The sequence below is a fragment of the Mesorhizobium sp. M8A.F.Ca.ET.207.01.1.1 genome (assembly GCF_004794715.1).
Taxonomy (GTDB): domain Bacteria; phylum Pseudomonadota; class Alphaproteobacteria; order Rhizobiales; family Rhizobiaceae; genus Mesorhizobium.
The window spans coordinates 111,688-133,449 of sequence record NZ_SRUS01000003.1; the positions used below are offsets into that span (position 1 = coordinate 111,688).

Here is a 21,762-nt window from a genome sequence, read left to right on the forward strand (position 1 = left end):
CGCACACAAGTTGACTTTAATCAATCGATTGATTAAAGTGCTTGCCATGATCAAATTGTCGGACGCCAAGACGCCCCGCCGCGCGACATCCCCGGCTGAGCTGACGCGCGCCGCACTGGTCCGGGCAGCGCTGAAACTGTTCGGGCGGCAGGGCTTCGACGGCACCTCGACGCGTGAAATCGCCGCCGAGGCAGGGGCCAATATCGGCTCGATCGCCTATCATTTCGGCGGCAAGGAAGGTCTTCGCGCCGCTGCCGCCGACTTCATCGTCGAGACCATTCAGGCCGTCGCCGGTCAGGCGCTCAATGAACAGGCCGCGACGGCTGGCGATCCGGAGGCGGCGCGCGCGCAGCTGTTCGCGGCCCTGGAACGGATGGTCGGCTTTGTCGTTGCCAGCCCGCAGGCCGGGGAGATCGTGCAGTTCGTGCTGCGCGAACTGTCGCATCCGACGGCGGCGCTCGACCGCATCTATGACGGCGTCTTCGAGCCGGCGCATCGCCGCCTGTGTCTGCTCTGGGAGCAGGCCACCGGCGAGCCGGCCGAGAGCGAACGGACCCGGCTCACCGTGTTCACGCTGATCGGCCAGGTCATCTATTTCCGCATCGGCCGCGAGGCGGTGATGCGCCGCATGGGCTGGCAAGACATCGGTGCCGCCGAGGCCGCCAAGGTGGTGGCGGCCACCACGGACAACCTCGGCGCCATGCTGGCCGCCCGAAAAGGGGCAGGGATGAAGGGACCAAGATAATGAGCTTCCTGTGTTCGCTGCCGCTCGCCGCCCAGCTGTTCGGTGCCTGCGCCCCGGCGGCACCGCTCGCCGTCGGTTATGTCGAGGGCGATTATGTGCTGCTGGCGCCGATCGAGGTGGCACAGGTCGGGACGGTGACGGTGAAGCGCGGCGATCGCGTCACGCCGGGAGCCACCGTGGTGACACTCGAAAATGCCGATGCCAGGATCGCGGTGGCGCAGGCGCAGGCAAGCCTCGCCCAAGCACAGGCGCAGTTGGCCGACCTGCAGGTCGGCAAGCGGCCCGAAGAAATCGCCGCACTCAAGGCTCAAGTCGACATGGCCAAGGCGCAGGCAGACGACGCAAGACGCAAATACGCTCGCGCCGCCGATCTGTTCAAGCGCGGCACCGGCACCCAGGCCGACTATGACACCGCCTCGGCGACGCTGGAAACCGCCAACGCCCAGGTCGGCCAGGCCGAGGCCAACCTCGCCGTCGGCGGCCTGCCGGCGCGGCCCGAGACGATCAAGGCCGCCGACAATCAGGTCAAGCAGGCGCAGGCCGAACTGGAGCAGGCGGTGTGGCGCCTCTCCAAGCGCACGCTCGCGGCCCCTTCGCCCGGCCGCGTCAACGACGTCATCCGCAATCCCGGCGACACGGCGGGCCCGACCGCGCCTGTCATCTCGGTGCTCCCCGACGGCGCGGTGAAGCTCAGCGTCTATATTCCGGAGAGCGCTTTCTCCTCGGTCAAGGTCGGCAGCCTGCTCAGCGTCCATTGCGACGGCTGCGGCCCGGACGTGAGGGCGCGCGTCAGCTATATCTCGCCCGATCCCGAATTCACCCCCCCGGTGATCTACTCCCTGGAAAACCGGCAGAAGCTGGTCTACCTCGTCGAGGCGCGGCCGGAGGGCGATGCGGGGCCGCTGCAGCCCGGCCAGATCGTCGATGTCGATCTCGCGGATATGGGAAGATGAACGCCATCGACGTCCGCGGCCTGGTCAAGCGCTTCGGCGGCAAGATCGTCGTCGACCATGTGACCATGTCGGTCGCCGAGGGCGAGATCGTCGGCTTCCTTGGCCCCAACGGCTCGGGCAAGACCACCACGATTCGCATCATGTGCGGCCTGCTGACGCCGGACGAGGGCGAAGGCACGGTGCTGGGTTTCAACATCCGCACGGACTCGCTCAGGATCAAGCGCGAAGTCGGCTACATGACGCAGAAATTCTCGTTCTACGAGGATCTGACGATCGGCGAGAATCTGGAATTCGTGGCGCGGCTTTACCGGCTGAGACCGGTCGAGGAGTATGTCGCCCGGACATTGGAGGAGCTCGGCCTGGCGACGCGCCGCAACCAGCTGGCCGGCACCTTGTCCGGCGGCTGGAAGCAGCGGCTGGCGCTGGCCGCCTGCATCATGCACAAGCCGAAGCTGCTTCTGCTCGACGAGCCGACGGCCGGCGTCGACCCGAAGGCGCGGCGCGAGTTCTGGGACGAGATCCATCGCCTGGCCAGCGGCGGGCTGACCGTGCTGGTCTCCACCCACTATATGGACGAGGCCGAGCGCTGCCACCGCATCAGCTACATCTCCTACGGCAAGATGCTGGCCACCGGCACCGTGGCCGAGGTGGTGAAGAACGCAGGGCTGACCACTTTCGTGGTGCAGGGTCCGCGGCTTGACAAGGTGGCCGAAGCGCTTGAGGGCCGCGCCGGCGTCGACCAGGTGGCGCCGTTCGGCGCCACGCTGCATGTCGTCGGCTCCGACCGCAAGAAGCTTGAAGCAGCGCTTGCCGATGTCGAGAGAGAGCACAAGGGCGTGACCGTGACGCCTGGCGAAACCAGCCTCGAGGACGTCTTCATCCAGTTCATGTCCGGTTCGAAGGACAACATGACATGAAACATGGCATGAACAGCGTCTTTTCCTTTGCCCGGCTCGGCGCGCTGCTGATCAAGGAGTTCATCCAGATGCGGCGCGACCGCATCACCTTCGCCATGATGCTGGGCGTGCCGCTGTTGCAACTGGTGCTGTTTGGCTTCGCCATCAACAACGATCCCAAGAGCCTGCCGACGGCGCTCGTTGCCATCAGCAACGACCAGTATACGCGCGCCATGGCCTCCGCCCTGCAGATGACGGGTTACTACCACTTCGACTTTGTCGCGCAGAGCGCCGCGGAGGCCGAGGAACTGATGGCCAAGGGCGCTGTCTCTTTCGTGGTGACGATCCCCGCCGATTTCGCCCGGCGGGTCGAGCGCGGCGACAACCCGCAGATCCTGATCGAGGCCGACGCAACCGACCCGTCGGCGGCGAGCGGCGCCGTTTCGACATTGAGCAAGGTGGCGAGCCAAGCGCTGCTGCGCGCGCAGGGCATGCAGGCGGCCGCCGCTGAAAGCGCCAGGGGGCAGCTGCAGGTGGTGGTGCACCAGCGCTACAATCCCGAAGGCATCTCGCAATACAACATCGTGCCTGGCCTGCTCGGCGTGATCCTGCAGATGACCATGGTGATGATGACCGCCATGGCGCTGACCCGTGAGACCGAACGCGGCACGATGGAGAACCTTTTGGCGATGCCTTCCAGCCCGGCCGAGATCATGCTCGGCAAGGTGCTGCCCTTCCTCGTCGTCGGCGCGGTGCAGGTGGCGGTGGTGTTGACCGCGGCGAAGCTCCTGTTCAGCATCCCGTTCGTCGGCTCGCTGACGCTGCTTTTGTCGGCGGTGCTTGTCTTTGTGCTGGCGCTGGTGCTGCTCGGCTACACGATCTCGACCATGGCACGCTCGCAGATGCAGGCGATGCAGCTCACCTTCTTCTTCTTCCTGCCGTCGCTGCTCCTGTCGGGCTTCATGTTCCCCTATCGCGGCATGCCCGGTTGGGCGCAGGTGCTGGGCGAGATCTTTCCGCTCACGCATTTCCTGCGCGTCACCCGGGCGGTGATGCTCAAGGGTGCCGACTTCCATGCGATAGGAGCCGAGGTCGGCTGGCTGGTGCTGTTCGTGGTGGTGTTTGCAGGCACGGCTCTGCTCCGGTTCCGCCGCACGCTGGATTAGAGGTTAGGGGCCACCGAACGACCGACGCCTCTAAGCTGCCGCCATGATCTCGGCGTAGGTGCCGAAATCGACATTGCCGCCGGAGAGCACCACGGCCACGCATTTGCCCGACAGTTCGATCTCGCCCGATGACAGCGCCGCCAGCCCGACGCAGCCGCCGGGCTCGACCACCAGTTTGAGATGGGCCATGGCGTCGCGCATCGCCTGCGCGGTCGCTCTGTCGGAAACCGCGATGGCGCCGGCGAGGTTGCGGCGGTTGATCTCGAAGGTGATGGCGCCCGGCTCGGAGGTGAGGATGGCGTCGCAGATCGAACTGTAACCCGGCTCGTTCGAAACCCTGGCGCCCGCTGCCAGCGAGCGGCGCGTGTCGTCGAAATGCTCGGGCTCGACCGCCCAGATCGCGGTGCCGGGCGAGGCATCCTTGACCGCAACGGAAATGCCGCTGGTCAGGCCGCCACCGCCGCAGGGAATGACGACCGCGTCGAGCCTGACGCCGAGCGCCCGCGCCTGCTTCACCAGCTCCAGTCCGATCGTGCCCTGGCCGGCAATGATGGCCGGGTCGTCGAAGGGCGGCACCAACGCCATGCCCTTGTCCAGATAGGGACGGACCACCGTCATGCGGTCGTCCTTGAAACGGTCGAAGGGCACCACCTCCGCTCCCATCTTGCGGACATTGGCGATCTTCATGTCCGGCGCATCCGCCGGCATGGCGATGACCGCCTTGACGCCGAACATGGCGGCGGAAGCCGCCACCCCTTGCGCATGGTTGCCCGAGGAAAAGGCGACGACGCCACGGGACCGCTCTTCTTCGCTCAGTGACGACAGCTTGTTGTAGGCGCCGCGGAACTTGAACGACCCGGTGCGCTGCAGCGTCTCCGGCTTGAACAGGATGCGGCCGCCGAAGCGCCGGTTCAGCTCCTGCGATTCGAGCAAGGGGGTCTCGACGATCAGGCCATAGAGGCGTGCGGCGGCGGCGTGGATGTCGGCGATGCCGGGAGGGGTGGTCATGACGGGTCCTGTGGTGATGCGATCCGACCATGGTGCACGGAAAGGCTTGCGCGATGCCAACGAAAAAATGTGACAGGGACAAAGTTGGTGAGTCAGAACGGCGGGCGGTGCTGCCCCTCACCTGCCTGCCGGCACTCGTCATTCGAAAAGCCAAGCAGTTGGCTTTTCGTCCGCTACGCGGACCATTCCTCAACTCCCCGTATAGTCACGGGGACAGGGCGCTTGCCGCCGAGGTCAGCTGTTTTCTCCCCGTCACTATACGGGGAGAAATGCCCGGCAGGGCAATGAGGGGCGGCGCTAGCCTTGGCAATTGGCCGCGTCCTGCCCCAAGGGCCCTTAGCCCAATCCTAACCCAGCAACGTCCGCTGCCGTTTGCTCCCGCCCAGCTTGCGCCAGCCGTTGAACCGATGCGTGGCGGCGGCGAACGAGATTTTCATCTGCTGGGCCACCGAATAGCGCGACTTGCCTTCGTCGAACATGCGGTAGCAGCACTCGACGCCTTCCTCGGTCAGCTTGCCGTCCGGCGCCTTGTTGTGCGGATTGGCGGGGTCGAATTTCTCGACCTGCTGCTCGACCAGGCCCTTCAGGCGCTGCAGGTCGGCCTCGATGCTGGCGATGAGATCGAGGACCGGTTTCGGGTCATAGGCGTGCGGAGGCGTCTTTGCCGTCATCAGCTCGTTCCTTTTATGACTTGGTTCCCAGATATAGGCGAACATTCACTGATAATGAAGAGCGATACCCAGACCGGGGCTTCAACTATTCTTGAACCGCCGGCCAAGCGCGCGATTGACCACGGACGCCGTAAACCTTAGTTTAGAACCATTCTAAACTAGGGTGATTTTCTCATGCTTTCCCGTGTTTTCGGCTTCGGCCGCCGCCCCTTCGAATCGCTCTCCGAACAGGAGATCCTGGCGCTGGCCATTTCATCGGAGGAAGATGACGGGCGCATTTACCGGGCCTATGCGGACGGGCTGGCCGAGACTTTCCCGCAATCGGCAAAGGTGTTCGAGGAGATGGCCGAGGAAGAGGATGGCCATCGCGACTCGCTGATTGAACTCTTCCGCAAGCGTTTCGGCGAGCGCATTCCGTTGATCCGCCGTGAACATGTGAAGGGCTATTACGAGCGCAAGCCCGACTGGCTGGTGCGGCCGCTCGGCGTCGAGGCCGTGCGCCGCCAGGCCGAGGCGATGGAGCGACAGGCCTATCTGTTTTATGTCGAGGCGGCCAAGCGCACCACCGATGCCTCGACGCGAAAGCTGCTCGACGATCTGGCGTTGGCCGAACAAGGGCACGAGACGCTGGCGCAGCGCCTAGAGCAGACGCACGTACCGGGCGATGTGAAGGACGAAGAGGCCGCCGCCGAACAGCGTCAGTTCATCCTGACCTACGTGCAGCCCGGGCTGGCTGGTCTGATGGATGGATCGGTCTCGACGCTGGCGCCGATCTTCGCCGCCGCCTTTGCGACCCATGATACCTGGCAGACCTTTCTGGTCGGGCTGGCCGCCTCGATCGGCGCCGGCATTTCAATGGGCTTCACCGAGGTCGCTTCCGACGACGGCAAATTGTCGGGCAGGGGCTCGCCGGTAAAACGCGGCATCACCACCGGCGTCATGACGTCCGCGGGCGGGCTCGGCCACGCGCTACCCTACCTCATCCCGCATTTCTGGACGGCCACCGCCGTTGCCGCCGTGGTGGTGTTCTTCGAATTGTGGGCCATCGCCTTCGTCCAGAACCGCTACATGCAGACCCCGTTCCTGCGCGCCGCCTTCCAGGTGGTGCTAGGCGGCGCCCTGGTGTTCGCGGCCGGCGTGCTGATCGGGAATGCGTGAGGCGCGCTTCTTCCTTCCCCCCTTGTGGGGGAAGGTGGCCTCGCGAAGCGAGGTCGGATGAGGGGTGTTCGAGGGAACACCAACGTCTCACTCCGCTGGAACACCCCTCATCCGTCTCGGCGCTGACGCGCCGATCCACCTTCTCCCACAAGGGGAGAAGGGAAGGCGCTACCCATTCACCGCCCGGCTGTCCGCCGGCGCCTCGTCCCTCTCGGCCAGCCCGTAGTCCCGCACCACATGGGCGATCCGCAATCTATAGCCGGCAAAGATACCGCCGCGCCCGGCCTGCTGCGCCTGCCGGTGTTCTTCCGTATTGCGCCAGGCCTTGACCGCCTCCTCGTCGCGCCAGAATGACAGCGACAGCACCCGGTTCTGGTCGGCCAGGCTCTGGAAGCGCTCGACGGAAATGAATCCATCGATGCCGTCGAGCAGCGGACGCAACTCGGCGGCGATGCCGAGATAAGCCTCGCGCCGGCCTTCCGCGGGCTGCACCTCGAAGATGACGGCGATCATACCTTCACCAGCGGCGCGTGCGGGCCGGACGCCAGTTTCAGGAACATGCGGTCCTCCTTGAGGATGAACCGTTCGCGGCGGGCGAACTCGTAGTTTGCCTTGCCGGCGGGGTCGGCGGCAAGCCGGGCGCGATAGGCTTCGTAGGCCGCCAGGTTTTCGATGTTGTAGGCGGCATAGGCCGTCGTGGCCGAGCCCTCGTGCGGCGCGAAATAGCCGATCAGATCGGCGCCGCAGCGCGGAATGGCCTGGCCCCAATTGCGGGCATACTCCTCGAAGGCGGCCTTGCCGAACGGGTCGATCTCATAGCGGATGAAGCAGGTGATGGTCATCTCGGTCTCCTTGGGGTTTTGCAACGACGGTTCGAGGGCGGTCGAAACGTCACGCGCATCTCTGTGCTAGTCAGTCTGATGTCAGGAGCCATCATGCCGGCTCCTTGAGCTGGACCGAGAATACTGGTTATCTTACAAGAATGCTTCGATGAGGATCAAACCATGCGCGAAGGACCCGATATTGCCCGCATCGCCAGCCTGGTCGGCGATCCGGCCCGCGCCAACATGCTGAACGCCCTGATGGGTGGCACGGCATTGACCGCGAGCGAACTGGCGCTGGAGGCCGGCGTGTCGCTGCCGACCGCGTCCTCGCATCTGTCCAAACTGATGGAGGGCGGACTGCTGACCGTGGCCAGTCAGGGCCGGCATCGCTATTACGGGCTGGCCGGCCCGCAAGTGGCCGGCATGATCGAAGCCATCACCGGCGTGGCCGAAGCCGTCGGCCCAAAGCGCGTGCGGCCGGGCCCCCGCGACGGCGCGATGCGCATCGCGCGCGTCTGCTACGATCATCTTGCCGGCGAACAGGCCGTTGCGATGCTGGATCGTCTTGTCGACAAGAACATATTGGTCCGCGACGGCCAGGAGATCAGGCTCGGCCCGTCCGCGGCCTCGCACTTCGCGGCGATCGGCATCGATGTCTACACCAAGCCTAGGCGGCCCGTGTGCCGCGCCTGCCTCGACTGGAGCGTGCGGCGCTCGCACCTCGCTGGAACGCTGGGCGCCGCGATCCTCGACAAGATCCTTGCCGAGAAATGGGCGCGCCGCGAGAAGGACAGTCGCGCGGTGGTATTTTCGCCGCCGGGCAAGCAGGCGTTCGAAAGGGTGTTTTTGGGATAAGAGGTCGGCGGCGCTCATTTTCGCAAAGCCGGCGGGACAGCGCCCCCCGGCGTCGAAAGTGTCGAATTACCCCCGCTTCAAAGCCTTCCCCTGCCTGAAAAAGTCCTTCCAGGGATCGGCTTCCGCCAGCTTCGCCAACGTCGTCTTGTCGCCGATCGGGAAGGCGTTCGGCGCCAGGCCGGCCTCGATCTCGGCCCAGGTCACCGGCATGGACACCGTCGCGCCCTTCTTGGCCCGTGAGGAGTAAGGTGCGACGGTGGTCGCGCCGCTGCCATTGCGCAGATAGTCGACGAAGATTTTTCCCGTACGCGCCTTCTTCGACAGCGTCGCCGTGTAGCGGTCGCGGGCACCCTGCTCCAGCGCCCTGGCGAAATCATGGGCGAAGTCTTTGACTTCGGCCCAATCCGCCGACGGTTTCAGCGGCACGACGACATGAAAGCCCTTGCCGCCCGAAGTCTTGACGAAATTCGGCAACGACAGCTCGTCGAGCTTGCCCCTGATGTCGAGCGCCGCCTCGCGCACCGCCTTCACATCGACGCCCTCATCGGGGTCGAGGTCGAAAACGATCTGGTCCGGCTGTTCGAGCTTGTCGATCATGCAGCCCCAGATATGGATCTCGACCACACCATACTGGACGAGCGCCGCGACCCCGTCGAAATCCCGGATGAACAGGATTTCCTCGCCATCCCCGGGGTCCCTCATCCGGGCGATCTTGTCGCTCATTCCGGGGGAGGCGTGTTTCTGGAAGAAGCGCTGCCCGCCAACGCCGTCCGGTGCGCGCACCAGGCTTAGCGGCCGGTTGACGACGAACTGTTCCATGCGCGGCCAGACCAGCGCGTAATGGTCGAGCAGGTCCTGCTTCGATATCTTCTCGTCGGGCCACAAAAGCTTGTCGGGATGGGAGAGCTTTACGGAGGTCGTCATCCCGCCGGCAGGCCTACCGGCGCTGCTTGCCGCCGGCTTGGCCTTTGCCGGGCCCTTGCCTGTCGCTGGCTTGCCTGTCGCCGCCTTTGGCTTTTCCTGCACGACTTCCTCCGCCGGCTTGTCCTCGCGCAGCCCCTGGAACGAAGCATGGCGTATTATACGGTCCGAGGTCCAGCTGCGAAACTCCACTTCGCCGACCAGTTCCGGTTTGACCCAGACAAGGCCCTTGCCTTTCGGCACCGCCGCATCAAAGGGCGAGGCGTCCGACGTCAGCGCATCGAGCCTTTTTTTCAGCTCGTTGGCGCCCTTGGTGGAGAAGCCGGTGCCGACCCGGCCGGCATAGTGCAGGCGGCCGTCTTCGTAATAGCCGACCAGCAGCGAACGCAGGCCGCGTCCGGTCTTGTCAGACGGCAGATAGCCGCCGATGACGAATTCCTGCCGCGCCGTGCACTTCGATTTGACCCATGCCGGACCGCGCCCGCCGCGGTAGGGCGCATCGGCGCGTTTTGAGACCACGCCTTCCAGCCCCATGCGGCAGGCATGTTCCAGCATGATCTTGCCGGGTTCGGCAAAATGGTCGGAGAAACGCACCGCCGCATTGGCGGCCGGCTCGCCGAGCAGGTCCTGCAAGGCCTGCTTGCGCTCGACCAGCGGTTCCCGCCGCAAATCCTTGCCGTCGAGCCGCATCAGGTCGAACACATAGTAGATGAACCGGTTCGTCCGCTTCGCCGACAGATCCTGCTGCAGCAGCGCGAAGGACGACACGCCGCTGTCGGCCAGCACGACGATCTCCCCGTCGATGATGGCATCGCTGCATTTCAGCCCGGCGAGTTCGGCCGCGATCTCGCCGCCGAATTTTTCCGTCCAGTCGAGGCCGGTTCGGGTCAAGAGCCGCACGTCGGTGCCGGCGATCTGCGCCTGCATGCGATAGCCGTCGAACTTCACCTCATGCAGCCAGTCCTGGCCCGACGGTGCGTCCCGCTCCAGCGTGGCGAGCTGCGGTTCGATGAAGTCGAGTTTCCTGGCCCCGGCCTTCGCCTTGCCGGTGGCCGGCTTGTTCGAGTGCCAGACCTTGGGTTTCTCGCCCTTGGCCGCCTTGCCTTCGCCGATCTCCTCGATCGTCAGGCCCGATTTCACCGACTTCGGCTCGTCCGCCAGAATATCCTCGCCGGGGCGCGCGGCGTCGTCGTCGGACTTGATCAGCAGCCAGTTGTCTCGTTTTTCGCCCGGGCGCGGCCGCAGCCGCACCAGATGCCATTTGCCACGCAGCTTGTGGCCTTCCAGCTCGAAGTTGATGTGCCCCTTCTTCATCATCTTCGCGGGATCGTCCTCGGGCGTCCAGGTTCCTTCGTCCCAGACGAGCACCGAGCCGCCGCCATATTCGCCCTTGGGGATGGTGCCTTCAAAGCCGGCATAGTCGATGGGATGATCCTCGACATGCACGGCCAGCCGCTTTTCGTGCGGGTCGAGGCTAGGACCGCGCGTCACCGCCCAGCTCCACAGCACGCCGTCATGCTCGAGGCGAAAATCGTAATGCAGCCTTGTCGCGGCATGCTTCTGGATCACGAAGATGCCGCCGCCCTTCTGCCCGCGCGTAACCTTGCCGGCCGGCTCCGCGGTCTTCTTGAAGTCGCGCTTCGAATGATACTGTTCGAGGCTTGCCATCTCGTATCCTCAGGCCGATTTGCGCTTCGGCGCAACGCTTTTCGCCTTGGCGCTTTTGGTCGCCGGCTTGGCTTTCGCCTGGGATGATGGTTTCGACGGGCCGGAGTCCGACGAGAGGCTCTTCTTCAGCGCGTCGAACAGATTGACGACGTTGGAGGGCTTGGGAGCGGCCTTGGCCTTCGGCGCCTTGTGCCCCGCCTTCTTGGCGCGGATCAGTTCGAGCAGGGCGTCCTCATATTTGTCCTCGAATTTCGACGGATCGAACTTCGCCTTCTTCTTGTCGATGATGAGTTCGGCGAGATCGGTCATCTCCTGGTCGGTCTTCACCGCCTTGATGTCGCCGAAGACGCTTTCCGGCTGGCGCACCGTGTTGTCGTAGCGCAGCGTCGTCAGCACCATGCCCTTGCCGAGCGGCTCGATGACCACGGGCCGTTCGCGGCTGTACAGAACGATGCGGGCAAGCCCCGCCATCTTCTTGCCCGCCATGGCATCCCGGATGACGGCGAAGGCCTCTTCCGAAACCGTGTCGGCCGGCGCGACATAGTAAGGCGTGTCGAGATAGATCTGCTCGATCGAGGCCTTGTCGACGAAGCCGTCGAGGCTCATCGTGTGCGAGGATTCGATCTGCACCGCCTCGATCTCGTCCTCCTCTATACGGACGAAATCGCCCTTGTCGATCTCGTAGCCCTTGATCTCGTCGCCGTCCTCGATCGGCTTGCCGGTCTCGGCATCGACGTAGATCCGCTTCACCGTATTGCCGGTCTTGCGGTTGAGGATGCGGAACGAGACCTTCTCGGCATGGGTGACGACATTGGTCAGTTCGATGGCACACGTGACCAGCGAGAGCTTCAGATAGCCTTTCCAGGCCGGGCGCGGCGCCATGATGATTTCCCCTTGGAAAGATCAGCTGGAACGGACGACCACCCCACTCGGTTCCAACGCGATCCGGCCGTGGCCGGCGCGGTTGCCGCCGGCCACGGCTGTCAGCCCCTATTCGGCGGCTTGCAGGTTGATCTTGCTTTCCGCCATCTCGGTCAGCTTGCGATCCGTCGCCTGCTCTTCCCTGAGGTTCTTGGCCAGCACATTGGCGCAGTCGCTGCGGCCGAGCTGTTTGGCCCAGGCGATCAAGGTGCCGTAGCGGGTCATCTCATAGTGCTCGACGGCCTGGGCGGAAGCGATCAGCGCGGCGTCGAGAACATCCTTGTCATCGACATCGCTGCTGACGTCGTCGGCCTCCTCGAGAATGCCGTCAATGGCCGGGCAATTCACCGGCTTGGCCTTCACGCCGTGCAGCTCGAACACCTCCTCGACGCGTTCGATATGGCCCTTGGTCTGTTCGAGATGTTTTTCGAAGCCGGCCTTCAATTGCGGATCGGTTGCCTTGTCGATCATCTTAGGCAACGCCTTCTCGATCTGCTTCTCGGCATAATAGATGTCGCGCAGCGTGTGCACGAAGAGATCGTCCAGTGTTTTGATGTCCTTCGAAAAGAAGCCCATGATTTCAGCCTTTCCATTGCTCTTGCTTGTGGCGGGATTCCGGCCTGCCGACAGGCAGCACCTGTGAGCCGGCAATGCCGTGATCCCAACGTCCGTTGCCCGGGCCGGTTCCGACCCCACCGGCCATCCGGCAAGGAAATTCCAGCGACGGTTCGAAAGTTGAAACAAAAGCGCGCCAAGGCGACATTCAAACGAAACATATGTGATGCAAAAGTCACACCAGCCGAAATGACGACAAGGAGCACCGAAACACCCCGAATCAGCCGCATTCCGGCCACGAAGCGACGGGTTTTCGACCAAAAATTAACATCGCGTTCACTGAGTATTCACGCCTTGATGCTATCGTTCTCGCAATTCGGAAGGGACATCCGAAAATCGGGACAGGGACCGGGTAAAATGAACTTCCTCACGCACCTCATCGGCTATGCCGCCGCCATCCGCGAATTCGTCGCGCCGACCTATCGGCCCGAGCGCTACTACATGCGCGGCCCCGGTCCGGCCTGCGCCCGTCGCGGCACCTCGCTGGGCGCGCACTGACCATGACTTTCGAGAGCCGCCACAACAGCCGCATCTGCAGGCCGGGTGCCTCGTCCCGCGCCACGACCTATCGCGCCGAACGTCCGGCCTTCGCCGGCAGACAGCGTGCGACATCGCCGCGTCTTTGAGACCGCCATCGGCTGGCTTTAGTGTCACAGGACACGATCAGCCGAGGCCAGCGTGACAGACCGTCCCAAGCCGCCTTTCCCATCCTTTGATGCAAGCCATCCGTGTACAGCTTCCAGCCATTGCCGGTGGCGCCGGAGGGCGAGCATGACGCGATGCTGCGCGCCCATTTTGGGCGCATAAATCCACCAGCCATCTCACCGCACCTTCCGGCGGCTCCATGCCGGCCCCCGAGCCTTTGAAACGCCTGCCCGCTTGCGCAAGGCGCGGCCGGAGACGAAAGTTTTTTCCGCAACCTGTCGAAATCGGCCACCGCCGCGCGACATACGTCTGGCCCCGCAAGGACGCGGCCCTCGAAACCACGGGAGAAGACCCATGCGATACATGCTTTTGATCAACAACGACGAAGCCGCGCTGGCGAACACGCCGGTCGAGAAAGCCCAGCAGATGAGCGCGGCTTATGCCGCCTATACCGAGGCGTTGAAGAAGTCCGGGGCGTGGCTGGCCGGCGAAAGGCTGCGTCCGACCCAGGCGACCACCTCGGTGCGGATCGCCGACGGCAAGACCAACGTGATCGACGGCCCCTATGCCGACACCAAGGAGCAGCTTGCCGGCTTCTACATGATCGAGGCGGCCGACATCGATACCGCCATCGACTGGGCGGCGCGCTGTCCGGCGGCCAGCACCGGCACGGTCGAGTTGCGGCCGATCTGGGAAATGGCCGACTATATGCCCAAGACGTGACGGCGCGATGGACAGTCGCCCGGAGATCGCCCGGGCGGCCGCCGAGGCCGCCGCCCGGCAGAGCTATGGCAAGCTGGTCGCCTGGCTCGCCGCGCGCACGCGCGACGTGGCCGCCGCCGAGGATGCGCTGGCCGACGCCTTTGCCGCGGCACTCGAACGCTGGCCGCGCTCCGGCGTGCCGGAAAAGCCGGAAGCCTGGTTGCTCGCCGTGGCCAGGCGGCGGCGTGTCGATGCGGTGCGGCGGCGGCTGACCAGCGAAGCCGGCCGTGACCATCTCAAGCTGATTGCCGAGGAGGCGGAGGCGCGCATGACCGACGAAGACCTGCCCGACGAACGATTGCGGCTGATGTTCGCCTGCGCCCATCCGGCGATCGAACCCGGCGTGCGGGCGCCACTGATCCTGCAGACCATCCTCGGCTTCGATGCCGTGACGATCGCTTCCGCCTTCCTGCTCTCGCCGGCCACGATGGGCCAGCGCCTGGTGCGCGCCAAGAGCCGCATCCGCGAGACCGGCATTCCGTTCCGCGTGCCGGAGCGGGCCGAACTCGGTGAAAGGCTGGATGCGGTGCTGGAGGCGATCTACGCCGCTTTCGCCGAGGGCTGGTCAGATCCGACCGGTACCGAGACGCGGCACCGCAACCTCGCCACCGAAGGCATCTGGCTCGGCCGGCTGGTGGCCTCGCTGCTGCCGGACGAGCCGGAGGCGCTGGGCCTGCTGTCACTGATGCTATTCGCCGAGGCGCGCCGCGCGGCGCGTCGAGACACGGCCGGGGACTATGTGCCGCTCGCCGAGCAGGACCATGCATTATGGGATCATGTGCTGGTCGACGAGGCCGAAGCATGTCTTCGCGGCGCCGCCGCCAAGGGCGTCATCGGCCGCTACCAGCTGGAGGCGGCCGTGCAGTCCGTTCATGCGGCGCGGCGGCTCACCGGCCGCACCGACTGGATCGCGATCCGCGAACTCTACGACGCGCTGTTTTCGATCGCGGGATCGCCGGTCGTGGCGATCAACCGCGCGGTGGCGATCGCCGAGACCGAGGGCGCGGTGGCGGGGTTGGCGGCCCTTTACGTGCTGGGCGACGACAAGCGGCTCAACGGCTATCAGCCCTACTGGGCCGCGCGTGCCGGCCTCCTGGCCAGGCTCGGCCAGGGACCGCAGGCCGTCGAAGCCTATGATCGCGCGATCGGCCTCGAGCGCGATCCGGCGGTGCGCCGCTTCCTGCAGGAAAAACGCGGCGCGCTCATCCATTGAGCTCGCGGGGCGCGGCCGGTTTTCCGGCCGTTCAGGCCGGCCACATCTCGTGCGAGGCGTTGAGCGTCCTCATGAGCGGATGCTCACGCAATCGCGCCCACAGGCGTTCGATATCGGGCCAGGCCGCCCGCGCCTTGTCGATGTCGGGATGCCAGGCCACCAGCATGACGAGATAGATGTCGGCCAGCGACATCCGGTCGCCGACCAGCCAGTCGCGGCCGCGCAAGGCGGCATCGACGATGGCAAAGCCGCGATCCATCTCGGCGACCGCCGCCGTCTTCACCGCCTTCGTGCCCTCGGCATCCGCCGTGTAGCGATGGGCGTAATAGAGCCGCAGCACCGCCGGGTAGAGCATGGAGGACATGAACGCCATCCAGCGCAGGAAGTCGGCGCGCGCCGGTTCGTCGGCCGCCGGCGCCAGGCCGGCCCGCGGATGGCGCTCGGCGAGCAGGATGCAGATCGCCGCCGATTCGGTGACCGAACGCCCGTCCGGCAAGGTCAGCACCGGCACCTGGTTCAGCGGGCTGATGGCAAGGAAGGCCGGATCGGGCCGGTCGGTCTTGGCCACGTCGACATGTTCGAAAGGCGCATCGATCAGCGCCAGCGCCGCCTCGACGACGAAGCCGCCGCTGCCCGGGCGGGTGTAGAGCTTGTACATGAAATCCTCCCCCGGCCCGTCTTTTCGCGGGCCGGCGGCGATATGAACCGGAAGCAGGGGTCTGCTCAAGCCGGGCGAGGTCGCCACGGAGAGTTTTTCGGCGGTCCAGGCTCGCCGGGCCGTTCCTTCTCTCACAAGGGGAGAAGGGAAGACGGGAGTGCGAAACCCTAAGCCCCCAGCCCCTCGAACAGGATCGTCGAAAGATAGCGCTCGGCGAAGTCGGGGATGACCACGACGAGGGTCTTGCCCTTGTTCTCGGGCCGCGAACCGACGACGATCGCCGCCTGCAGCGCCGCGCCCGACGAGATGCCGACCGGCACGCCCTCGAGGCGGGCGAGCAGGCGCGCATTGGCGACGGAATCCTCGTTCGAGACCTTGACGATCTCGTCATAGATCGTGGTGTCCAGGATCTTCGGCGCGAAGCCGGCGCCGATGCCCTGGATCTTGTGCGGGCCGGGCTGGCCGCCCGACAGCACCGGCGAGGCATCCGGTTCGACGGCGACGACACGCAGCGCCGGCTTGCGCTTCTTCAGCACCTGGCCGACGCCGGTAATGGTGCCGCCGGTGCCGATGCCGGCGACGAAGATGTCGATCTCGCCGTTTGTGTCGTTCCAGATTTCCTCCGCAGTCGTCTTGCGATGGATCTCCGGATTGGCGGGGTTTTCGAACTGCTGCGGAATGATGGCGTTGGGAATCGTCGCGGCCAGTTCGTCGGCCTTGGCGATGGCGCCCTTCATGCCTTTCGGCCCTTCGGTCAGCACCAGTTCGGCGCCGAGCAGCGCCAGCATCTTGCGGCGCTCGACCGACATCGTCTCCGGCATGGTCAGGATCAGTTTGTAGCCCTTGGCGGCGGCGGCGAAGGCCAGCGCGATGCCGGTGTTGCCCGATGTCGGTTCGATCAGCGTGGTCTTGCCGGGCGTGATCTTGCCGGCTGCCTCCAGCGCCTCGATCATCGCCACGCCGATACGGTCCTTGACCGAGGCGATCGGATTGAAGAATTCGAGCTTGGCGACCAGATTGGCGACGATGCCCTTTTCCTTGGCGAACTTGTCGAGCCGTACCAGGGGCGTGTCGCCGATCGTGTCGGTGATGGAGTTGTAGATGCGGCCGCGGCCGGGCACGCGGGCGGAGGTAACGGGCTTGTTCATTGGTTTCGCTCCCAGAACTTCAGGCAAGTGAGGCATTTCAGGCAAAGTGAGGCAATCGGCGTCTCAGCCGGCAAGATAGAGCCTTCGACCGCGCAAGATAGACTGTCGGCCGAAAATATCCGAGTGAGGCGCATGTCTAAAGAGGCGCCGTCCCGGAAAAGCGTTTTCCGCAACAGCCCGTATCAGGAATCTTTTGGCGCGAAGCGTGCGGAAGCCGCTTCCCCCCTTTCCGGGATTGCCCTACTGGCGGGCGGCGATCGCCGCCGCCGCGCCGACCATGAAGGTGGCGGCGGTGCGGTTCAGCACCTTCAGCGCGCGCGGCGATTTCAGGAACCAGCGCGCCTTGGCGGCGAGCGCCAGGTAAGGCACCAGCACGACGAACAGGACGACGACCGTCAGCGCGGCGAGAATGCCGTAGTCGGCGAGCGTGATCGTCTTCAGGTCGACGATGGTCGGCGTGATGGCAAGGTAGAAGATCATCGTCTTGGGATTGCCGAGCGTCACGGTAAGGCCGGCGACGAAGCTCGACACCAGCCCGCCCTTGCCCTTCCTGGCTTCGACCGTCTCTGGCGTGATGCCGGCGGTCCAGAAACGCCAGCCAAGGAAAGCCAGATAGGCGACGCCAAACCATTTCACCGCCAGGAAAACCATGCCGAACTCCTGCGCGACGAAGGCGAGCCCGAGCACCACGGCGGTCAGGTAGGTGAGATCGCCAAGCATCAGGCCGAACGACATGGCGAGCGACGAGCGAAAGCCCGAGCCCAGCGCCCGCGCGACAAGCGCGGTGACGCCGGGGCCTGGAATGGCGGCGGCGATGCCGAGAGCGGCGCTGTAGGCGAGGAAACCGGTGAGGGTCATTGTTTCAGTCTCGGATTGGAGAGCTTTATCGCATGGGGCGGGCGAGGGTTGAATTCCCTCACGGTCGGAATCCATTGCACCAGACCATCATGGTCTTCGCCTTACAAGACTCCCTGAGCGGCCCGAAGCTCGATTGCCACGTGGTTCCCCCAATCCGTCGCGGCTTCGCCGCGCCACCTTTCCCCCCTCCGGAGGGAAAGGAAGGAAGCCTGCTGGACAAGCGTTACGGTAAAGAAGTTCGCGCCTTTCATCTCCCCCGTCGATCGGGGGTCCGAAGGACGGGCGAGACCGGTGGCTCGCCCCGGCAAGGTGGCGCGGCGAAGCCGAGACGGAGTGGGGGTCGACCAGCGCAAGGTTCTTTAGGACCGCCCGCCGCCATAGGTCACGCGCCAGATCGTGCCGTTGCCGTCCTCGGTCACGATCAACGATCCGTCGGCGGCCACCGCCACGCCCACCGGCCTGCCCCAGACCTCGCCATTGGAAACGACGAAGCCGGTCATGAAATCCTCGTATTCGCCGGTCGGCTTGCCGTCCTTGAACAGCAATCGCACCACCTTGTAGCCGGTCCTGTTGCCGCGGTTCCACGACCCGTGCAGGGCCACGAAGGCGTCGCCGCTATACTCCTTGGGAAAGCCGCCCTCGGCGGGCAGGCCCTTGCGGTCGTAGAAGGCGATGTTGAGCGGCGCCGAATGGGCCTGCATCAGCACGTCGGGACGATCGGCCTTGCCGGCGAGGTCGGGCCGCTCGCCCTTGTGGCGCGGATCCTCGTTGTTGCCGATGTAGTACCAGGGCCAGCCGTAGAAGGCGCCTTCCCTGACCGATGTCGCGTATTCGGCCGGCACATTGTCGCCAAGCGCGTCGCGCTCGTTGACGACGCACCACAGCACGCCGGTCGCGGGCTGGATCGTCATGCCCGAACAATTGCGCAGGCCGGTGGCGACGACGCGGCCGTTCTTGCCGTCGGGGTCGAAGGCGCGTACCTCGGCCCGGCCCGCCTCGGAACCCCAACTGGCGCCGAGCGGCCTGGACTTGACCCAGGCGTCGAGCCCGCCTCTGGGTCTTTTGCCCATGTCCTCGGCGACATTCGAGCCGGAGCCGACGGAAAGGTAAAGTGTCTTGCCGTCGGGTGAAAAGGCGATGTCGCGCGTCCAGTGATGCGTCGCCGGAATGTCGTCGACGATGGTTTGCGGCTCGCCCGAGGCCTTCAGGTCGCCATTGCGATAGGCAAAACGCACGATGCTGTCGCTGTTGGCGACATAGACCCATTGCGGGTCGTTGCCGGGCGGATGGAAGGCAATGCCATAGGGCTGGTTGAGACCGCCGGCGAAGATGCCCTTTTCGGCGGGTTTCGCGCTGTCCTTCGTCAGGCGATAGACGCGGATCTGGTTGGCTTCGCTGTCGGCGACGAACAGGTCGCCGTTCGGCGCGACGCGCACGACACGCGGATTGTCGATGCCCGTCGCGATCAGCTCGGCCGAAAACCCCGGCGGCAATTGCGGTTTTGCGCCCGCCGGCATGTCGGCGAGACCGGCGCTGTTCGAGGACGATTTGGTGACATAGGGCTTCGGCAGATCTTCCGGTTTGATCAGCCGGCGCACACCGGGCCTGTCCGCCCGCCAGTCCCCGAACGCAGCCGCGCCTTTGAGCGCAGGCTGATCGGCCTGCTGGGCGAGAGCCGCGGTCGTGAGAAACAGTGCGGACATCGCCAGTCCGGCCAATCGCATCATTTCCTCCACTCGATCGTGAAGGAAATTAACGATCGGTCTGTCCCTGGGTTCCCTCACGCACGATGGTTCGAAGCAAACGTCAGGAATCAGGTCCCGGCAGCGTAAAAATCGTCATCCAGGCGTTTTTCCAGGGCAACGAGATCGGCGGGCAACGGCAGGCCCATGGCGCGCATTTCGCGCAGTTTTTCGCGCAGCTGTTCCTGAATTTCGTGCTGGTCTTCCGGCTGGTTGACCATCTCTTCGAGCAGCAGACTGATCTGGGCCTTGAATGATTCCAGCGCCATTCTTTTTCTCCTTTGCGGCCTGTCTCGATTTTAGGACCTTAGCGCAGCATGCGGGAAATCAGCTGCGCCGTGTAATCCACCATCGGCACGATGCGGGCATAGTTGAGCCGGGTCGGGCCGATGACGCCGAGCGCGCCGACGACGCGCGCGTCCTTGTCGCGATAGGGGGCCACCACCAGCGATGAGCCCGACAGCGAAAACAGCTTGTTTTCCGAACCGATGAAGATGCGCACGCCCGATCCCTCCTCGGCGAGGTCGAGCAACTGGATCAGGCCGTCCTGCGTCTCCATGTCCTCGAACAGATGGCGCAGCAATTCGATGTCGGCCTGGGCGGTGACGTTTTCGAGCAGATTGGCGCGGCCGCGCACGATGAGCCGCGCCGGCAGCCCGCTTTCGGCGCCCGCCCACACCGCCAGTCCCTTCTCGACGAGGTCCTGCGACAGCGTGTCGAGCGCCGCCCTTGTCTCTTCCTTGATGCGGGCGATCTCGGTGCGCGCCTCGGCCAAAGTGCGGCCGCGAATATGGGCGTTGAGGAAATTAGAGGCCTCGTGCAATTGCGAGACTGTGATGCCGGCCGGCAGGTCGACGACGCGGTTCTCGACATCGCCATTCTGGGACACCAGCACGGCCAGCGCCTTGGTCGGCTCCAACTGGATGAATTCGATGTGCTTCAGCGCCACCTCGTTCTTGGCGGCCAGCACCAGCCCGGCGCCGCGCGACATGCCCGACAGCATCTGGCTGGCCTCGGTCAGCATGTGCTCCAGCGTCGCGCCCGAGCCGGAGGCCCGCACCTGCGCTTCGATGGTGCGGCGCTCCTCGTCGGAAAGGTCGCCGAGTTCCATGAAGGCGTCGACGAAGAAACGCAGGCCGGCCTGCGTCGGCAGACGCCCGGCCGAAATGTGCGGCGCGTAGATCAGCCCGAGATGCTCGAGGTCGCTCATCACATTGCGGATGGTGGCGGGCGACAGCGAGGACGGCAGGATGCGCGACAGGCTGCGCGAGCCCACGGGTTCGCCATCCCTGAGGTACGAATCGACGATGCGCCGGAAGATGTCGCGCGAGCGCATGTCGAGCGATTGAAGCGCGGGCGACCGCGACGCGGGATCGACTGCCTTGGTCATTGCGCCAAAAACCTCCGGCTCAAGGATATAGACTTCCGTTACCCGCGCGCAACCCGGTGTCTGTGTCAGATCACCCGGTGTCTGTGCCAGATCACCCGGTGCCGGATCGCTCGGCCATTTTCCTTTGCGCCATGGGCTTGGTGGGGCTACAAGCCGGCCACGATTCCGAAAAATGACTGGAAAGAAGCCTGAATGCGCCCCTCCAAACGCCAATTCGACGAAATGCGCGCCATCTCCTTCGAGCGCGGCGTCTCCAAGCATGCCGAAGGCTCGTGCCTGGTGAAATTCGGCGACACGCATGTCCTGTGCACCGCGAGCCTCGAGGAAAAGGTACCGGGCTGGATGCGCAATTCCGGCAAGGGCTGGGTCACGGCTGAATACGGCATGCTGCCGCGCTCGACCGGAGAGCGCATGCGCCGCGAGGCTTCCGCCGGCAAGCAGGGCGGCCGCACGCTGGAAATCCAGCGCCTGATCGGCCGTTCACTGCGCGCCGTGGTCGACCTGCAGGCGCTGGGTGAACAGCAGATCACCGTCGACTGCGACGTCATCCAGGCCGATGGCGGCACCCGCACCGCTTCGATCACCGGCGGCTGGGTGGCGCTCCATGACTGCCTGCGCTGGATGGAAGCGCGGCAGATGGCCAGCGTTTCGAAGGTGCTGAAGGATCATGTCGCCGCGATTTCCTGCGGCATCCATGACGGCCAGCCGGTCATCGATCTCGACTATATCGAGGATTCCTCGGCCGGCACCGACGCCAATTTCGTCATGACCGGCAAGGGCGGCATCGTCGAGATCCAGGGCACCGCCGAGGGCGAGCCCTTTTCCGAGGCGCAGTTCGCGGACTTGATGGGATTGGCCAAGAAGGGCATTTCCCGGTTGGTCAGCCTGCAGCAGATGGCGGTGGCGTAGGATTTTGATGCCGAGTCCAGGCGCCCCCCTCTGTCC

The 21,762-nt window shown here is 65.0% G+C and carries 23 protein-coding genes; 10 read left to right on the plus strand and 13 right to left on the minus strand.

What is annotated here, in order from left to right; all coding sequences use genetic code 11:
• The first annotated feature begins 46 nt into the window (after window positions 1-46).
• Genes EN850_RS09210 through EN850_RS09225 form a run of 4 tightly spaced genes read left to right on the plus strand, consistent with a single transcriptional unit; the run spans window position 47 to window position 3,760 of the window.
• On the plus strand, window positions 47-745 hold the full coding sequence (locus EN850_RS09210; protein WP_136091067.1) for a CerR family C-terminal domain-containing protein: 699 nt from the start codon (window positions 47-49) through the stop codon (window positions 743-745).
• Window positions 745-1,698 carry an HlyD family efflux transporter periplasmic adaptor subunit gene (locus tag EN850_RS09215; RefSeq protein WP_136091068.1) on the plus strand — a complete coding sequence of 318 codons (954 nt, stop codon included), beginning with the start codon at window positions 745-747 and terminating at the stop codon, window positions 1,696-1,698. The genes EN850_RS09210 and EN850_RS09215 overlap by 1 nt, the downstream gene beginning before the upstream one ends.
• Window positions 1,695-2,615, plus strand: a complete 921-nt coding sequence (locus tag EN850_RS09220) for an ABC transporter ATP-binding protein (protein WP_136091069.1) — start codon at window positions 1,695-1,697, stop codon at window positions 2,613-2,615. The genes EN850_RS09215 and EN850_RS09220 overlap by 4 nt, the downstream gene beginning before the upstream one ends.
• Window positions 2,616-2,623: 8 nt before the next feature.
• Entirely contained in the window at window positions 2,624-3,760 is a 1,137-nt protein-coding gene (locus EN850_RS09225; protein ID WP_127871290.1) for an ABC transporter permease, read from the plus strand.
• A gap of 30 nt (window positions 3,761-3,790) precedes the next feature.
• Here EN850_RS09225 and EN850_RS09230 read toward each other — a convergent pair whose 3' ends face one another.
• Complete coding sequence (locus tag EN850_RS09230) at window positions 3,791-4,768, minus strand: threonine/serine dehydratase (RefSeq protein WP_136091070.1); 978 nt, start codon at window positions 4,766-4,768, stop codon at window positions 3,791-3,793.
• Window positions 4,769-5,115: 347 nt separating this feature from the next.
• Window positions 5,116-5,439 carry a hypothetical protein gene (locus tag EN850_RS09235; RefSeq protein ID WP_136091071.1) on the minus strand — a complete coding sequence of 108 codons (324 nt, stop codon included), beginning with the start codon at window positions 5,437-5,439 and terminating at the stop codon, window positions 5,116-5,118.
• 174 nt (window positions 5,440-5,613) lie between these two features.
• Between EN850_RS09235 and mbfA the strand changes: the two genes are divergently transcribed.
• Window positions 5,614-6,597 carry an iron exporter MbfA gene (gene mbfA / locus EN850_RS09240; RefSeq protein ID WP_135930760.1) on the plus strand — a complete coding sequence of 328 codons (984 nt, stop codon included), beginning with the start codon at window positions 5,614-5,616 and terminating at the stop codon, window positions 6,595-6,597.
• Window positions 6,598-6,765: 168 nt separating this feature from the next.
• Here the strand turns inward: mbfA and EN850_RS09245 are convergent, their stop codons facing one another.
• Entirely contained in the window at window positions 6,766-7,110 is a 345-nt protein-coding gene (locus EN850_RS09245) for an antibiotic biosynthesis monooxygenase (protein ID WP_127871078.1), read from the minus strand.
• Window positions 7,107-7,439: an NIPSNAP family protein gene (locus tag EN850_RS09250; protein ID WP_127279421.1), complete on the minus strand. Its 333-nt coding sequence runs from the start codon at window positions 7,437-7,439 to the stop codon at window positions 7,107-7,109. The genes EN850_RS09245 and EN850_RS09250 overlap by 4 nt, the downstream gene beginning before the upstream one ends.
• A 162-nt stretch (window positions 7,440-7,601) precedes the next feature.
• On the opposite strand from EN850_RS09250, the gene EN850_RS09255 reads away from it, so the two are divergent.
• Window positions 7,602-8,276 carry a winged helix-turn-helix domain-containing protein gene (locus tag EN850_RS09255; RefSeq protein ID WP_127871080.1) on the plus strand — a complete coding sequence of 225 codons (675 nt, stop codon included), beginning with the start codon at window positions 7,602-7,604 and terminating at the stop codon, window positions 8,274-8,276.
• A gap of 66 nt (window positions 8,277-8,342) precedes the next feature.
• On the opposite strand, the gene ligD is transcribed toward EN850_RS09255, so the two are convergent.
• The 3 genes from ligD to EN850_RS09270 form a co-directional block, all read right to left on the minus strand.
• The gene (gene ligD, locus EN850_RS09260) at window positions 8,343-10,865 is read right to left on the minus strand and encodes a DNA ligase D (protein ID WP_136091072.1); all 2,523 of its coding nucleotides are present in this window, start codon (window positions 10,863-10,865) and stop codon (window positions 8,343-8,345) included.
• Window positions 10,866-10,874: 9 nt separating this feature from the next.
• Window positions 10,875-11,747: a Ku protein gene (locus EN850_RS09265; protein ID WP_135862900.1), complete on the minus strand. Its 873-nt coding sequence runs from the start codon at window positions 11,745-11,747 to the stop codon at window positions 10,875-10,877.
• A 108-nt stretch (window positions 11,748-11,855) separates the two neighbouring features.
• On the minus strand, window positions 11,856-12,362 hold the full coding sequence (locus EN850_RS09270; protein WP_127279425.1) for a ferritin-like domain-containing protein: 507 nt from the start codon (window positions 12,360-12,362) through the stop codon (window positions 11,856-11,858).
• Between the two features lie 396 nt (window positions 12,363-12,758).
• On the opposite strand from EN850_RS09270, the gene EN850_RS09275 reads away from it, so the two are divergent.
• The 3 genes from EN850_RS09275 to EN850_RS09285 all read left to right on the plus strand — a co-directional run bounded on the left by EN850_RS09275 (window position 12,759) and on the right by EN850_RS09285 (window position 15,021).
• Window positions 12,759-12,899 (plus strand): hypothetical protein, encoded by a 141-nt coding sequence (locus tag EN850_RS09275; protein ID WP_013892047.1) that lies wholly within the window; start codon window positions 12,759-12,761, stop codon window positions 12,897-12,899.
• Window positions 12,900-13,400: 501 nt separating this feature from the next.
• Window positions 13,401-13,769, plus strand: a complete 369-nt coding sequence (locus EN850_RS09280; protein WP_136091073.1) for a YciI family protein — start codon at window positions 13,401-13,403, stop codon at window positions 13,767-13,769.
• Between the two features lie 7 nt (window positions 13,770-13,776).
• Window positions 13,777-15,021, plus strand: a complete 1,245-nt coding sequence (locus EN850_RS09285) for an RNA polymerase sigma factor (RefSeq protein ID WP_136091074.1) — start codon at window positions 13,777-13,779, stop codon at window positions 15,019-15,021.
• 31 nt (window positions 15,022-15,052) lie between these two features.
• Here EN850_RS09285 and EN850_RS09290 read toward each other — a convergent pair whose 3' ends face one another.
• The 6 genes from EN850_RS09290 to hrcA form a co-directional block, all read right to left on the minus strand.
• The gene (locus tag EN850_RS09290; RefSeq protein WP_136091075.1) at window positions 15,053-15,679 is read right to left on the minus strand and encodes a glutathione S-transferase family protein; all 627 of its coding nucleotides are present in this window, start codon (window positions 15,677-15,679) and stop codon (window positions 15,053-15,055) included.
• 167 nt (window positions 15,680-15,846) lie between these two features.
• Window positions 15,847-16,827: a cysteine synthase A gene (gene cysK / locus EN850_RS09295; RefSeq protein WP_136091076.1), complete on the minus strand. Its 981-nt coding sequence runs from the start codon at window positions 16,825-16,827 to the stop codon at window positions 15,847-15,849.
• 240 nt (window positions 16,828-17,067) lie between these two features.
• Complete coding sequence (locus EN850_RS09300; RefSeq protein WP_136091077.1) at window positions 17,068-17,685, minus strand: LysE family translocator; 618 nt, start codon at window positions 17,683-17,685, stop codon at window positions 17,068-17,070.
• Window positions 17,686-18,044: 359 nt separating this feature from the next.
• On the minus strand, window positions 18,045-19,412 hold the full coding sequence (locus EN850_RS09305) for a sorbosone dehydrogenase family protein (protein WP_136091078.1): 1,368 nt from the start codon (window positions 19,410-19,412) through the stop codon (window positions 18,045-18,047).
• 86 nt (window positions 19,413-19,498) lie between these two features.
• Window positions 19,499-19,696, minus strand: coding sequence for a hypothetical protein (locus EN850_RS09310; RefSeq protein WP_127277913.1), 198 nt, complete (start codon window positions 19,694-19,696; stop codon window positions 19,499-19,501).
• Between the two features lie 38 nt (window positions 19,697-19,734).
• Window positions 19,735-20,817 carry a heat-inducible transcriptional repressor HrcA gene (gene hrcA, locus EN850_RS09315; protein ID WP_127277912.1) on the minus strand — a complete coding sequence of 361 codons (1,083 nt, stop codon included), beginning with the start codon at window positions 20,815-20,817 and terminating at the stop codon, window positions 19,735-19,737.
• 192 nt (window positions 20,818-21,009) lie between these two features.
• Here hrcA and rph point away from each other — a divergent pair, with 192 nt between their 5' ends.
• The gene (rph, locus tag EN850_RS09320; RefSeq protein WP_127277911.1) at window positions 21,010-21,726 is read left to right on the plus strand and encodes a ribonuclease PH; all 717 of its coding nucleotides are present in this window, start codon (window positions 21,010-21,012) and stop codon (window positions 21,724-21,726) included.
• The last annotated feature ends 36 nt before the right edge of the window (window positions 21,727-21,762 follow it).

Bases quoted from the DNA above. Each gene is read 5' to 3' on its own strand.
- EN850_RS09275 (WP_013892047.1), top strand. From the start codon at position 12,759: ATGAACTTCCTCACGCACCTCATCGGCTATGCCGCCGCCATCCGCGAA.
- rph (WP_127277911.1), top strand. From the start codon at position 21,010: ATGCGCCCCTCCAAACGCCAATTCGACGAAATGCGCGCCATCTCCTTC.
- EN850_RS09210 (WP_136091067.1), top strand. From the start codon at position 47: ATGATCAAATTGTCGGACGCCAAGACGCCCCGCCGCGCGACATCCCCG.
- EN850_RS09215 (WP_136091068.1), top strand. From the start codon at position 745: ATGAGCTTCCTGTGTTCGCTGCCGCTCGCCGCCCAGCTGTTCGGTGCC.
- EN850_RS09290 (WP_136091075.1), bottom strand. From the start codon at position 15,679: ATGTACAAGCTCTACACCCGCCCGGGCAGCGGCGGCTTCGTCGTCGAG.
- EN850_RS09255 (WP_127871080.1), top strand. From the start codon at position 7,602: ATGCGCGAAGGACCCGATATTGCCCGCATCGCCAGCCTGGTCGGCGAT.
- hrcA (WP_127277912.1), bottom strand. From the start codon at position 20,817: ATGACCAAGGCAGTCGATCCCGCGTCGCGGTCGCCCGCGCTTCAATCG.
- EN850_RS09310 (WP_127277913.1), bottom strand. From the start codon at position 19,696: ATGGCGCTGGAATCATTCAAGGCCCAGATCAGTCTGCTGCTCGAAGAG.
- EN850_RS09250 (WP_127279421.1), bottom strand. From the start codon at position 7,439: ATGACCATCACCTGCTTCATCCGCTATGAGATCGACCCGTTCGGCAAG.
- mbfA (WP_135930760.1), top strand. From the start codon at position 5,614: ATGCTTTCCCGTGTTTTCGGCTTCGGCCGCCGCCCCTTCGAATCGCTC.
- EN850_RS09235 (WP_136091071.1), bottom strand. From the start codon at position 5,439: ATGACGGCAAAGACGCCTCCGCACGCCTATGACCCGAAACCGGTCCTC.
- EN850_RS09300 (WP_136091077.1), bottom strand. From the start codon at position 17,685: ATGACCCTCACCGGTTTCCTCGCCTACAGCGCCGCTCTCGGCATCGCC.
- EN850_RS09305 (WP_136091078.1), bottom strand. From the start codon at position 19,412: ATGATGCGATTGGCCGGACTGGCGATGTCCGCACTGTTTCTCACGACC.
- EN850_RS09245 (WP_127871078.1), bottom strand. From the start codon at position 7,110: ATGATCGCCGTCATCTTCGAGGTGCAGCCCGCGGAAGGCCGGCGCGAG.
- EN850_RS09280 (WP_136091073.1), top strand. From the start codon at position 13,401: ATGCGATACATGCTTTTGATCAACAACGACGAAGCCGCGCTGGCGAAC.
- EN850_RS09225 (WP_127871290.1), top strand. From the start codon at position 2,624: ATGAACAGCGTCTTTTCCTTTGCCCGGCTCGGCGCGCTGCTGATCAAG.
- EN850_RS09265 (WP_135862900.1), bottom strand. From the start codon at position 11,747: ATGGCGCCGCGCCCGGCCTGGAAAGGCTATCTGAAGCTCTCGCTGGTC.
- cysK (WP_136091076.1), bottom strand. From the start codon at position 16,827: ATGAACAAGCCCGTTACCTCCGCCCGCGTGCCCGGCCGCGGCCGCATC.
- ligD (WP_136091072.1), bottom strand. From the start codon at position 10,865: ATGGCAAGCCTCGAACAGTATCATTCGAAGCGCGACTTCAAGAAGACC.
- EN850_RS09220 (WP_136091069.1), top strand. From the start codon at position 1,695: ATGAACGCCATCGACGTCCGCGGCCTGGTCAAGCGCTTCGGCGGCAAG.
- EN850_RS09285 (WP_136091074.1), top strand. From the start codon at position 13,777: ATGGACAGTCGCCCGGAGATCGCCCGGGCGGCCGCCGAGGCCGCCGCC.
- EN850_RS09270 (WP_127279425.1), bottom strand. From the start codon at position 12,362: ATGGGCTTCTTTTCGAAGGACATCAAAACACTGGACGATCTCTTCGTG.
- EN850_RS09230 (WP_136091070.1), bottom strand. From the start codon at position 4,768: ATGACCACCCCTCCCGGCATCGCCGACATCCACGCCGCCGCCGCACGC.